Raw genomic sequence first — 12,177 nt, forward strand, 5'->3', positions numbered from 1 at the left:
CTCGCCGGGCCTGGGCCGCTTGCGACTGGCCATAAAATCAAGCATACTCATGCACCATCGCCTCCTTGATCAGGACGGCCAGGACCGTGTGCGCTTCCCCATGACAGCGGGGCCAAAGCCCACCAGGCGGCGCAAACGCTCCATCAGCGTCGGCGCCTCCATCAGCTCTTCAAGAGGGATCTCCTCACCCAGAATGCGCAGCGCAGCATTCATAAATGCCTGACCGGCACGCGAGCGCTTATCGTAGACCACCGGCTCGCCCTTATTGGTGGCCACAATAATCAACTCATCTTCGGGAACAATACCTAGCAGATCGATCCCAAGCACTTCCAACACATCCGCCACATCCATCATATCACCGCGTTTCACCATATCAGGGCGCAGGCGGTTGAGAACCAAGCGCGGCTCCGGCTTGCCCGCCGCCTCGACCAGCCCGATGATGCGATCGGCATCGCGCACCGAGGCCATCTCGGGGTTGGTCACAATGATGATCTCATCGGCGCCCACGATCGCATTACGAAAGCCCTGCTCGATCCCCGCGGGCGAATCGATGAGCACGAACTCGAATTCCTGGCGCAGCTGCTGGCAGAGCTGCACCATCTGCACACTATTGATGGCGTTCTTATCACGCGTCTGAGCAGCGGGCAATAGATAGAGTTCGGGCAAACGCTTATCTTTAATCAGCGCCTGGCGCAGACGACACTGCCCCTCGACCACATCGACCAGATCGTAGACGATGCGGTTCTCCAGCCCCAACACAGCATCGAGATTGCGCAGCCCGATATCCGAGTCTACTACCACCACCTTCTTACCCTGCATAGCCAGGGCTGTTCCCAGGTTCGCCGTTGTTGTTGTCTTGCCAACGCCGCCCTTTCCCGAAGTAATCGTGATCACCCGGCTATCCATGCGCATGCTCCCTGTCGATTCGGAAAACACCGTTCTTTTCGCACACCTAGCAAAATATCACAGCATCGATCGGTCGCCAGTCGGCCACTCACCTCAGTCAACAGCCGGCCAGAGATTCAACCAGCAAACAAGCTAGCCGGAGTAGCAAGCAGCGTTCTTCCGACTCGTCTCGCTCAACCCCTTCTGTTGGCCACTGCTGGGCTTCTTCTAATCTCATCACGGATGCCAGCCGGCTCAGGGAGACGCCGCATCACCTTCTGCTCTGACCAGTTTCATAGCAACCAACCAGCTGCGTGGCAGAGAGACTGGCTGGCAGGTAAGAGCGAGCGCAGTCTGACCAGGCTGCCAGAGCAGCGATACAGCCGCGGATGGGACGGCCTCAGCGAGCACCGACGCCGCTTTACCGCGACCCCGCGTCTGGCTTCATTCAGGCCAGCTCTATCTGCCTTCTCCCCTTACTTACGCGGCGGGCGACCGTTGAGCCAGGTTTCGACCACAATCTGACCCTGGCGAATCGAGGCCACCTCGGGACGCGGCTGCACCTCCAGCCCCTCGGGCGGGCGAGAGAGCAAATGGGCGATGCGCAGCTGGACCGGCGCCAGCAGAAGCGCACAGACCAGCGCCTGCTCATTATCGGGATAGCCGGCATGGACCATACCGCGCAAGACACCCCAGACGATCACATCGCCACCCGCCACCACCTCCGCTCCAGGATTGACATCGCCCAGGACCACAATATTGCTGTGGTGGTGAATCGCTTGGCCGGAACGCACTGTCCGACGCAAAAAGAGCGTATCATCTGACTCACGCGGATCACGTTGACCCGTCGTCAGCCCCAGGTCCACAGTCACAGCCCCTGCTCCTGTCCTCTCATAGGGCGAGTATGACGCATATGGCCCGGTAGCGGTATAGGCCGGCCCTCCGTTCACACCCAGCCCCAGCCTGGTCCCCTCGCCCAGACCCCCCCGGCGCATGCCGGCAACCTGCTCCAGTGAAGCAATCGACATCCGATAATGCGCCAGCAAATTTTCAAGCTGAACCCGCTCGCTGGCGTGGAGTACCCGCTGCCGGGTATCAACCGTCAGCGTGGCCCCGCGAAAAAAATCAGGGGCCTCGGCCAGCCGCTCGGCCAGAGCTTGCAGCAGCTCACCAAAGGGCGTATCCGGCTCCAGCGTTAAGAGCAGACCGTGGCGCGTCCCCTTGATCGCAATCTGCCCCTGCGCAGACGGCCTCTCCTCCCTCCGCTCTGCCTCATCCGCTACGAACCAGGACGAAGCGTCGCCCGTCCTCTTCAGCCGGTCACGCGCACTCGACGTCGCCTGCTCGGCAGAACCCTGCGCACTCATTTCGTTCGCTGCTTTTCTTGTATCAGCTTCTTCTCTCTTCATTCAAGCAGGAGTTTGGCTTCTTTTCCCGGCGCTACTCTTTTACTTCTTCTGCTCCAATATCCCCTTTGGGGTGGCCGCCCGCAGTCGAACGGGCCATCTGCTACAAAGAACCACCTTCTGATGCTACCAGGTTACAGTATAAACGCCAGAGCAACAAAACGCAATAGGAGCAGCTTCTTTGCCTCTCTTTGCCAGCCGGCGTTTCTCTTTAGTTCAGGCGATAGCGCGCACCCCCGCCCTCGACTCGCCGCTTGAGAGGTACCTTTGATTGAGGCAAACATTACTTCATTCCTATCTACAGATTATGGGCTAGACGCCAGCCCTCAACTCATCTATTATAGTGATGTACTCTCCCCATTTTCCTATCCGTGCGTCCAGGATAGGGGAAGCGATTCACAACTTCTATCAGAAGGCCAGGAGTTCTTTCACTGTAGAGATCACTCTTGCTATTCGGTACGGTCATTGTTCTTACTGCCTCGGCCAAGGTCAAGGAGGCGACTAGTCAGCCAGCGCTGCGCTGACCACCGCGATCTCTTCAGTTCGCCGGTACCCGGATGGCCATCCAGCGCCGCTGTTCCGGCTCTGGCCCTGGCTCTGGACGATCTGAACCTTCAGGAGTTCATTACGATGGCTTTAGAAGCTTTGCAGCGTCTGGATCAGCAAAAGGGCGACCTCCCCTCCCAAAGTTATGTTCCACGAACAATGCCCCAGGCTCTCGGCATGTTCGACATGATGATGATCTTCATGATGATCATGCTCTTCATTAACAATCCAGTAAGTACGATAGGGGCGGGGCCTGCCGCTTTTACTTACTGGCTGCTGGGAGCCGTGGTCTTTTTTATCCCCTGCGTGATCGGCGTTGCCCAACTGGGTGTTCTCTACCCCCACGAAGGCTCTACCTACATCTGGACCCATCGCGCGCTAGGGAATTTCTGGGGTTTCTTCGCTAGCTTGATTTTCTGGATGCCAGGTCTGCTGGCAATGGTTGCTAGCCTGAGCATTGGCATCGCCTTCATTCAGGGCCTCAACTCTTCCTGGCTGACTCAGCCCTGGCAGCAGGGCTTGCTCTGCATCGCCTTGCTGATCATCTCCACTGTGTTGGCACTCCAGCCGATGAGCACCCTGCGCCTGGTGATCAATGCGATTACGCTTTTGACCTACGCAGTGGTGGTCTTACTCGGTGGTGCGGCCCTGATCTGGTTGGCAACTGGTCATCGTACAGCAACGCCTTTCAACGATCTCCATTCCTGGGGCATCGATCCCTCCAACTTTGTGCTCTACGGAAGCGTGGTGCTGGCTTACCTCGGCGCCGATATCTCGATGATTCTTGGCGGCGAAATGGCTAGCGAGCGCATCGCCTCCCGTCATGTCTCCTGGGGCGCGTTCTTTGTCATTCTCAGCTATCTGGTGATTACCTTCGCCCTTCTGGTCGTCCTCGGTCCCGATGGCGCCAGCCAGGGGCCTTTTGCGGTGATCAGCGTCATCGATAATGTCTTTGGGAAGTTCCTGGGGAATGTGGCCGCGGTCTGTGTCATTGCCTATTTCCCAATCTTCACTACCCTTTTGAATGTGGCCTTTGCCCGCCTGCTGATGGTGGCCAGCATCGACCGCTTCCTGCCACTGGGGCTGAGCCGCTTGAACCGTAATCGCCAGCCCGCGAACGCCATCATTTTCCAGACGGTGGTGGCTTGCCTGTGCGCCGCGCTGATTTTCCTGCTGCCTTATCTCTTGCCTCTGGGGCAGCCCACCGACCTGGCCACAGTGGTCTTTACGGTGACGCTCTCGGTGTTGACTCTGGTCTGGGCTTTCTCGTCAATCTTTATCTTCGTCGACCTGGCGGTCTTCTATTTCCGCCAGCGTGAGCGCTTCCTGCGCCTGCTGGTGGTGCCACTCCCGGTGCTGTGGCTCTGCATTATCATCGCGCCTCTTGCCTGCTTAATGGCAATGATTGTAACATTATTGTACTCGCCGATCCCACAACAGATCAGCAATGGCCAGTGGTGGTACATTGTGGGCGGCTTGACTGTGATTTGCCTGGTGCTCTGCGGCATTGCCAGTATGTTCGCTATTAGCCAGGCTGCCTGGCAGGACCAGAGCTTCGAAGCATGAACGGCTCTTATTTGCCTGCAACCGCTCCAGGGTGCCAGAGCGGTTGCTTACTTCGCTCTTGCTGCTGGCCAGGCGCAGTCTCGCGACTCCGACCCGGCCTGGTCTTCCATGCACCAGGCTTGAGGTCCGCTCGCTGCGCCCTCTGATTCCTGCCACGCTGCTGCCCCGTCCCGGTGGGGCCACAGCCGCTCTTGTTTCACGAGCAGCGCTTGAATTCGCTGCTCATTTGCAGTTATTTTGTTGTTTGTAAAGGAGTGGATCGCCATGACGCTTAAGTCTAGCGCGCCAACCGAGGAGCAGGGCAACCTGCGATCCGGGACGATCGGCTTACCCGGTGTGCTCTTCCAGTCGATTACGACAATGGCGCCGGCTTCCGCTGTTTCTTTTAGTTTAAGTGCCGCGGTGCCTTTCGCCGGAACTGCTCTTCCCCTGGCGGTGACGATTACGCTGGTGGTGAGCGTCTTGATCGCCTTGAATATCGGGGAGCTAGCGCGCCATTTGCCTTCCGCTGGTGGCTTCTTTACGTATATCAGCCGCTCGCTCGGTTCCATACCTGGCTGGGTGACTGGGTGGATCTTCGATCTGGCTTACCTGTTGATTATTCCTCTGCAGCTGCTGGTGCTGGGACCGGTCGCCGATTCGATTCTGCCTCTGGGCCCCTACGGATGGGCGATCTGGGCTGTGATTTTCGCTGTGGTGGTTTTTGTGCTGACTTATTTCGGTATCAAGGTCTCTGCCGATGTGGGCGTGGTGCTGGGCTGCATCGAGATCGGGGTCTTCTTACTGCTGGCTCTGTGGCTGATTGTGACTGCCGGGAACAATAATAGTCTGGCAACCTTCAATCCGGCTTCCAGTGCACAGTCAGGCTTTGGCGGCTGGCAGGGCGTGCTGCTGGGAATGATTTTCACGGTGCTGGCTTTTGCCGGTTATGAGTCATCGGCTCCTCTGGCTGAAGAAACACGTGATCCGCGCCGTACTGTGCCTCTGGCAATTGTGTTGGCAGCCCTCCTGATCGGTCTTTTCTATGTCTTTTGCTCTTATGCTGCCGTGGTCGGCTGGGGTCCGGCGAAGATCGCTGCTTATGCCAGCGATCCAAACCCTTGGGGAACGATGGCACAGCGCGTCTGGGGCGGCTTCAGCATCATTGTGAACCTGGCGATTCTGAATAGCGCGCTGGCAAACTCGAATGCCGGTGTGAACGCCGTGTCGCGCGTGCTCTACGCTATGGGCCGTGTGCGCGCTCTGCCGGGAGTGCTGGCTCATCTGAACCGCTTTGCTTCGCCCGATGTGGCCATTGTTTTCACTATGGTGGTGGGCACTGTACTGACGGTGGCGCTCGGTCTCGCCTTTGGAACAGGGACCGCGTTCGCCCTGATCGGTACGATTATTGTGCTGCCCATTATCCTGGTCTACCTGGCGACCTGCGTGGCGGTACCGGTCTTTTACCTGCGCGAGCACCCCAGTGAGTTTAATGTCTTCCGTCATATTCTGCTGCCGCTGATCCCAACGGTGGTGCTGCTGATCGTGCTCTGGTTCCAGGCAACGCAGCAGTACGAGGCTCCGCTGACGTGGGCCTTCCCACTGGCAGTGGCCTGGCTGGTGCTCGGGATCATCATCGCTCTGGTGCTGCGCTTCCGCGCTCCAGAGGTGCTGGAAGCGAGCAGCAAGGTCTACGTGGAGGCCGAGTAAGTTCCTCTGGTAGAGGTCGTTCCGCTCGTAGCTGAAGATACAATGGGGAGGCGGGCCGCCCATCGGCGCCGCCTCTCTTTTTTTTGGTGAGCGGGGAGTACTTGGCCCTCCACTGCTGACCGTGCTTGAGCTTGCTTTGGCTGCTGCTGCTTTTTACAATAGCGGCTAGAGACTCTTTCTCTGGAGATGTCTGGCTGATGAGTTCTTCTCTGCTTCCCCGCGATTTTCTGCGTTTTCCGACAGAGCGCGAGCTGGTGCTGCGCGATCAGGGGACGCTGGTGGGGGTGATCCCTGAGATCTGCCTGGTTTCGCATTTCCAGGTTGGCGACTGGGAGGTGCTGTATCGCCCCTTGACCACCGGCAATGTGCGCCGCTGGGGCCTGCCGCTGATGATCCCGAATTTTTCACGCCTGCGCAATGGGCTGTTTGTGGAGAAGGGAACCACCTTGCCGATCCACGGCTTCGGTCGCCTGCTGCCCTGGACCCTGCTGGCGGCAGACGAGCGTCAGGTCCAGTTGCAGCTGCAGAGTAGCGAGGTGACGCGCGCCTGCTATCCCTATGAGTTTACTTTTACGGTGACGGTGGCGGTGGCGCCCGGTAGGTTGACCTATACGCTGGAGATGGCGAATCGCAGCGCTGAGATGATGCCGATTGCTCCAGGTTTCCATCCGTATTTTGCTGTGGCTCAGGCCGATAAGCCGCGCTTGCAGGTGCAGGGCCTGCCTGGCTTCGAGGCGGCGGCGATCGACTGGGAGCATCAGCCGCCAGATACCCCCTACCCGTTCGCTGGCGAGGTGACGATCACTTTTCCCAAACGGGGAACGTTGATCGTTGCGGAGCTGCCCCAGGACGGTCGCTATGCGCTGCATAATATGCAGGTGTGGACGGAACTGCCGACCCGCCCAGAGCACGCTTTCGTTTGCTTTGAGCCGACGGTCGGCAGCGAGGATGCGCTGAATAGGCCGGGCGATCGTTTGGAGATCGCTCCAGGAGCGACAGCCTCGATCGTGCTACAGCTTCAGGCCCAGGCTCAGCCTTGATGAGCTCGCCTCGCTTTCCGGCCTGATCAAGGCTGCTCGCCTCTTAGCACTGGTTGCGGCTCGGCGCCTTGGTTGCGTCAGCAGGCGATCGAGGTCAGGCTGATGGTTTGTGCGCGCGAATGCTGGCGCTGAGCCAGCGGCCCTCAAGGCGATGGCGCTCTTCCTGGTTGACAAATGGCGGCCAGCCCCAGTCTCTTGAAGCCAGCTCGACGACGACCTCCTGGAAGCCCACGGCGGCTAGCAGCTCACGATAGGCTGCAGCGCTGATGGCGCCAGTCAGGCAGGTCGCCCAGGCCCGCGGTTCGCGCTGGAGTCTGGCCGGTGGCTCGCCCTCAAGGACTGTATCGGCCAGGACCAGTCTGCCACCTGGTTTGAGGAGACGGTAGGCTTCGCGTAAGACGCGCTCTTTGTCAGGCGCCAGGTTGATGACACAGTTGGAGATGATGACGTCGATGCTTTCCGAGGGTAGCGGGACAGCTTCGATGATCCCGTGGAGGAAGCGCGCGTTTTCCAGGCCGAGCTGGCGCCGATACTGCTCGGCCCGCCCCAGCGCAACCTCGTTCATGTCAACACCGTAGGCTACTCCTCCAGGCTGCACCTGCCGGGCCGCTAGCAGAACGTCGAGGCCGGTGCCACAGCCCAGATCAAGTACGATTTCTCCCGGCTTCAGTTGAGCGTACTTGAGAGGATTGCCACAGCAGCAGGCGCCGGCGAGCAGCTCCGCGGGCAGGCTCTTGAGCTGCTCAGGAGCATAGCAGGTACACTGGCCAGGCGCCCGCTCCTGACTTTCATCTCCGCTACAGCAGGCCACCGCAGAACTCACTCCGTTTTCCTGATAGTAGCGCTGAATAAATGACCGTAGTGCTTCTTCTGATGTAAAAGGCATGTCTGCCATACTGGTCTCCTCCTTCTTGCTGGCTGGTGCTGGCAATCAATCAGCCGGATCAGCGCAGCTTTTGCTCTGTCTGAAAGAGAAGACGCCTTCTCTGGGAAAAGGACGCAGCCAGCGCGTCGACCAGGACGGCAGGACAATCTGGGCGATCGCATAGCATTGCGGAGCAGAGACGTTCACTGGAAGCAAGCGCCACTACACTGATTGTTTGTCTCGGGGTCCATACAACAGGAGGCCAGTGGCTGGTAGCCGATGACTCGTCCCAGACGATCAAATTCAAACTGGCAGCAGGCCCGTAGAAGCTGGCGGAGCCGTTCGCGCGCACGCTGGACGCGCGATTTGGCTCCTGAGAAGGAGAGTCCCAGGCGGCGGGCCAGTTCGCGCTGTGAGAGACCTTCATACTCGGTAAGGATCAGCGCTTCGCGATAGGGTGCAGGCAGGCAGTGGATTAGCTCCTGCAAGGATCGCTTGATGGCGGCCCGCGCCGCCTCGCTCTCTTGCTCTTGCTCAGGGCGCGGCAGGACCTCGCTCGTGGCCGCCTGGCTCTGAGGCTGATCCTCTAGCGGCAGAAGGTTGCGACGCCGACGGTAGTAATCGCAGACCAGGTGACGGGCGATGCGATAGGCCCAGTGCTCTAGTTTCTCATTGGAACGCAGCTCTTGAGAGTGTTGGTGAATACGGAGAAAAATTTCTTGTAAGAGGTCGTCCACGCTCTCTTCGTCAGGCAGTCGACGACGGAGAAAGAGACGCAACGGCTCATGTAAGGCAATCCAGGCTCGTTCAGTCACGCTGGACATTGGTGCGGCCTCCTCGTGCACAGACTTTTCTTTTAGAAGACGCGGCTTCGCCTGAAAGGACGCAGCCCCCTCTCTTGAGGTAAGGCAGCTGCTGGGAGAACAGAAGGTCACCTTCTCTTGCACCTCTACCGAGACTCGTTCGTAAATATCTTTTGAAACGATGGAAAGGGAGTCTGACCAGCTCTTCGGCGAGCTGGCCCTGGTCAGTCTGGCAGACTGGTCTGGTCACACTCCAGCGCTCTGTGCCTCTCTTGACAGTGTGCAATTTCGCCTTGTGTGGGATATAATAAGGTAGTTATAGGGAGCACCTGAAAGTGTCACGCCAGTGCCAGGGAGCGGGATGCACGCCGCTCTCAGCGAAAGACGGCGCAACCAGAAAACAGGAACGTCTCGCAATGGAAAAAGAGCCATTATCTGGTCTGTATCACGCACAACAGCAAAGCAACCATCAAAATAATAATACGCCGCCCCCGCTGCTACCGGTGCCGCCGCGCCAGTCGCAGCGACAGCAGTCATCGCCTAACCAGTCGCGCGGCCCCTCTGGGCAGCCGCCGCGTTCCTCAAACCTGAATTTCTGGCTGCTGCTGGTAGTACTGCTGGTACTGGGGTTGTACTTATATAGCTATATCAGTAACGCCAATAGCAGTTCCTCTCCTCAACGGGAGGAGTTGACATATACTCAGTTCTATCAGGAGATCAACGCCGGCAACATCAAGACGGCGACCTTTATTGGACAGACGGATATCGTCGGCGATTTCCGCCAACCGGTAGACGGCCATCAACAGTACCACGTCTACCAACTACCCCAGCCGCAGACCGATCCGCAGCTGATCCCGCTGCTGCTGTCCAAAGGAGTGACTGTGATTAACCAGGCTCCGCCGGACAACAGCTTTTGGATCAACCTGCTGATTACGGTGCTTCCCTGGGCTTTCCTGCTGGGATTATTCTTCTTTGTCACTCGTCGAGCCACGCAGGGGCAGCAAGGCATTTTTAACTTTGGCCGCAGCCGCGCGCGCCTGATCCTGGAGGACCGGCCCAGCACGACCTTCGCCGATGTGGCCGGGGTCGATGAGGCTAAGTACGAGCTGCAGGAGGTCGTCGAGTTTTTGAAGACGCCCCAGAAGTTCCAGCGCCTGGGCGGCAAGATCCCGCGCGGCATCCTCCTGGTTGGCCCTCCGGGCACCGGTAAGACCTTGCTGGCACGGGCTGTGGCCGGCGAGGCCGGCGTCCCCTTCTTCTCGATGTCCGGCTCTGAGTTCGTCGAGGTCCTGGTGGGTGTGGGCGCCAGCCGCGTGCGCGATCTCTTCGACCAGGCCAAGAAAGCTGCTCCCAGCATCATCTTCATCGATGAGATCGACGCCGTCGGACGCCAGCGCGGCGCCAGCATCAATACCAATGAGGAGCGCGAGCAGACGCTGAACCAGCTGCTGGTTGAGATGGATGGCTTCGAGTCGCATCAGGCGGTGGTGGTGCTGGCAGCGACCAACCGCCCCGATGGTCTGGACCAGGCCCTGCTGCGCCCCGGTCGCTTCGACCGCCGCGTGACCGTGGACCGCCCCGATTGGAGCGGACGCCTGGCAATCCTGCGTATCCACACGCGCAATCTGCCACTGGCCCCGGACGTGGACCTGGAGGCGATCGCACGGGCGACGCCGGGCATGGTGGGCGCCGACCTGGCCAATCTGGCGAATGAGGCGGCCCTGTTGGCGGCCCGTCGCAACCTCGACTACATTGACCGCCGCTGCTTCGAAGATGCCCTTGACAAGATCCTGCTGGGCGCTGAGCGCCCGCTGGTGCTCAACGAGGAAGACCTGCGCGTGACGGCCTACCATGAGGGAGGTCATGCCCTGGTGGGTCTGCTCACACCTCACTCCGATCCGGTCACGAAGGTGACCATCGTGCCGCGCGGCCAGGCGTTAGGTGTGACGATGTCAACTCCCCTGGATGATCGCTATAACTATCCAAAGGAGTATCTCCTGGCGCAGATCACCTACGGTCTTGGTGGCCAGGCCGCTGAGCGAGTCGTCTTCGGCACTATTACGACAGGCGCCCAAAGCGACTTGATGAAGGCGACGGCCCTCGCTCGCCAGATGGTGACGCGCTGGGGCATGAGTGAGCGCCTGGGAACGATTTCCTACAGTGAGCGCCCCAGCCCCTTCTCGGGTGTCTCCGAAATGGAGGTCGGCCAGCCCTACGACTATAGCGAGGAGACTGCGGAGCTGATCGATGAAGAGGTTGAGCGCATCGTGCGCTCTTGCTACCAGCAGGCAATCGATCTGCTCACCCGTCATCGCCGTACGCTTGACCGCATCGCGGAGGAGCTGCGCCGCCACGAGACGCTCGATGGCGAGCAGCTGCGCGCTATTCTGGCCGAGACCGGCGCGACACCGGCCCCCGATGAGCCGGTTCCTCTGGGCACTCCTCAGGTGATCGCTCCACCAGAGCCGACCTCAGCGCCGGCTCCTCCCGAGGTTGGCACAAGCCGCAACGAGTCGGAGCCGCCCGCCTCCGCTGCGCCTGGCAATGATAGCCGTCTCCTGTGAGGAAGCGCCGGGCCGGCTTCGTAACGTGGAGGTCGACGCCCGGCTCGCTCCTTCGCCAGGTTACCAGGAAGGAGGCGGGCAGCACAGCGGGCCTGCCTTCTCTGCTGGATCAATTGTCAGGCTCGCTGGCTGCTCTGATGACACTCTTTGACTGAGTGCTCTCTCTCACTGTGAAGCTGACAGCGCGCCAGGCTCTGGCTATTGCCTTGCTCAGCGCTCATTCCTCTAGCTCTCCAGTGAAGAACTGCCGTAGCCCTGGATAGTCGCGCATGAGCGTGTCGACAAAGGCTTCTGGCAGCGGTAAAAAGAGGCCCTGCGCCTCTGCCAGCGGCGTGCTTTCGTCGCTGGCCAGCGTCAGCACCCCCTGAGCCTGCAGCATCGTGCGCCGCTCTTTGAGCAGCCAGGCGCGCACTCGCAATAATGGCCCATAAGGGACGTAGCGCCGATAGCGCACCTCCAGCTTGCCCGTCATGGTCCACTGAGGCTGCTGAGCGAGCAGCGAGGCCCGTCCCAAGGTCTCGTCCAGGACGGAAGCCACAATGCCGCCGTGAATGACGCCAGGAAAACCCTGGTGCTCCTCGCGCGGCTGAAAATCGGCGACGATGCTCTGGTCTTCACGACGAAAAACCAGCTGCAGCCCATAGGGGTTGCGCTGGCCACAGACAAAACAACGCTGATAGTCAGTATCGTCGTTGAGCTTCATAGAACGAGCAGAGGGCGTCCTTCCGTGGAGAATTTTCGCCGGTGGAGCTTGAACGGGGAGTCCTTGGGCCTGTCTACCTGCTGCAGGCAGGCAGACAGAACTTACAGGGA

Annotated in this window: 9 protein-coding genes; 4 read left to right on the forward strand and 5 right to left on the reverse strand. The window is 59.6% G+C overall.

Annotation, left to right across the window (positions count from 1 at the left end):
- Positions 1–69: 69 nt before the first annotated feature.
- The gene (gene minD / locus IRZ31_RS04685; protein WP_363325634.1) at positions 70–906 is read right to left on the reverse strand and encodes a septum site-determining protein MinD; all 837 of its coding nucleotides are present in this window, start codon (positions 904–906) and stop codon (positions 70–72) included.
- Between the two features lie 455 nt (positions 907–1,361).
- The gene (gene minC / locus IRZ31_RS04690) at positions 1,362–2,252 is read right to left on the reverse strand and encodes a septum site-determining protein MinC (RefSeq protein ID WP_297150247.1); all 891 of its coding nucleotides are present in this window, start codon (positions 2,250–2,252) and stop codon (positions 1,362–1,364) included.
- Positions 2,253–2,921: 669 nt separating this feature from the next.
- Here minC and IRZ31_RS04695 point away from each other — a divergent pair.
- From IRZ31_RS04695 to IRZ31_RS04705, 3 genes are all read left to right on the forward strand, one after another.
- A complete protein-coding gene (locus IRZ31_RS04695; protein WP_297150250.1) occupies positions 2,922–4,403 on the forward strand; it encodes an APC family permease in 1,482 nt (493 codons plus the stop codon).
- Positions 4,404–4,667: 264 nt separating this feature from the next.
- A complete protein-coding gene (locus tag IRZ31_RS04700) occupies positions 4,668–6,092 on the forward strand; it encodes an APC family permease (RefSeq protein WP_297150253.1) in 1,425 nt (474 codons plus the stop codon).
- Positions 6,093–6,289: 197 nt separating this feature from the next.
- Positions 6,290–7,132, forward strand: a complete 843-nt coding sequence (locus IRZ31_RS04705) for a hypothetical protein (RefSeq protein WP_297150255.1) — start codon at positions 6,290–6,292, stop codon at positions 7,130–7,132.
- A 94-nt stretch (positions 7,133–7,226) separates the two neighbouring features.
- On the opposite strand, the gene IRZ31_RS04710 is transcribed toward IRZ31_RS04705, so the two are convergent.
- Positions 7,227–8,027 (reverse strand): methyltransferase domain-containing protein, encoded by an 801-nt coding sequence (locus IRZ31_RS04710; protein WP_297150259.1) that lies wholly within the window; start codon positions 8,025–8,027, stop codon positions 7,227–7,229.
- 173 nt (positions 8,028–8,200) lie between these two features.
- Positions 8,201–8,821 (reverse strand): RNA polymerase sigma factor SigZ, encoded by a 621-nt coding sequence (gene sigZ, locus IRZ31_RS04715; RefSeq protein ID WP_297150262.1) that lies wholly within the window; start codon positions 8,819–8,821, stop codon positions 8,201–8,203.
- 395 nt (positions 8,822–9,216) lie between these two features.
- Here sigZ and ftsH point away from each other — a divergent pair, with 395 nt between their 5' ends.
- The gene (ftsH, locus tag IRZ31_RS04720) at positions 9,217–11,364 is read left to right on the forward strand and encodes an ATP-dependent zinc metalloprotease FtsH (protein ID WP_297150265.1); all 2,148 of its coding nucleotides are present in this window, start codon (positions 9,217–9,219) and stop codon (positions 11,362–11,364) included.
- Positions 11,365–11,581: 217 nt separating this feature from the next.
- Here the strand turns inward: ftsH and IRZ31_RS04725 are convergent, their stop codons facing one another.
- Positions 11,582–12,067, reverse strand: coding sequence for a PaaI family thioesterase (locus IRZ31_RS04725; RefSeq protein WP_297150266.1), 486 nt, complete (start codon positions 12,065–12,067; stop codon positions 11,582–11,584).
- Positions 12,068–12,177: the final 110 nt, after the last annotated feature.

The sequence above is a fragment of the Thermogemmatispora sp. genome (genome assembly GCF_019683635.1).
Taxonomy (GTDB): domain Bacteria; phylum Chloroflexota; class Ktedonobacteria; order Ktedonobacterales; family Ktedonobacteraceae; genus Thermogemmatispora.

Bases quoted from the DNA above. Each gene is read 5' to 3' on its own strand.
- IRZ31_RS04725 (WP_297150266.1), bottom strand. From the start codon at position 12,067: ATGAAGCTCAACGACGATACTGACTATCAGCGTTGTTTTGTCTGTGGC.
- IRZ31_RS04695 (WP_297150250.1), top strand. From the start codon at position 2,922: ATGGCTTTAGAAGCTTTGCAGCGTCTGGATCAGCAAAAGGGCGACCTC.
- IRZ31_RS04710 (WP_297150259.1), bottom strand. From the start codon at position 8,027: ATGGCAGACATGCCTTTTACATCAGAAGAAGCACTACGGTCATTTATT.
- minC (WP_297150247.1), bottom strand. From the start codon at position 2,252: ATGAGTGCGCAGGGTTCTGCCGAGCAGGCGACGTCGAGTGCGCGTGAC.
- ftsH (WP_297150265.1), top strand. From the start codon at position 9,217: ATGGAAAAAGAGCCATTATCTGGTCTGTATCACGCACAACAGCAAAGC.
- IRZ31_RS04700 (WP_297150253.1), top strand. From the start codon at position 4,668: ATGACGCTTAAGTCTAGCGCGCCAACCGAGGAGCAGGGCAACCTGCGA.
- IRZ31_RS04705 (WP_297150255.1), top strand. From the start codon at position 6,290: ATGAGTTCTTCTCTGCTTCCCCGCGATTTTCTGCGTTTTCCGACAGAG.
- sigZ (WP_297150262.1), bottom strand. From the start codon at position 8,821: ATGTCCAGCGTGACTGAACGAGCCTGGATTGCCTTACATGAGCCGTTG.
- minD (WP_363325634.1), bottom strand. From the start codon at position 906: ATGGATAGCCGGGTGATCACGATTACTTCGGGAAAGGGCGGCGTTGGC.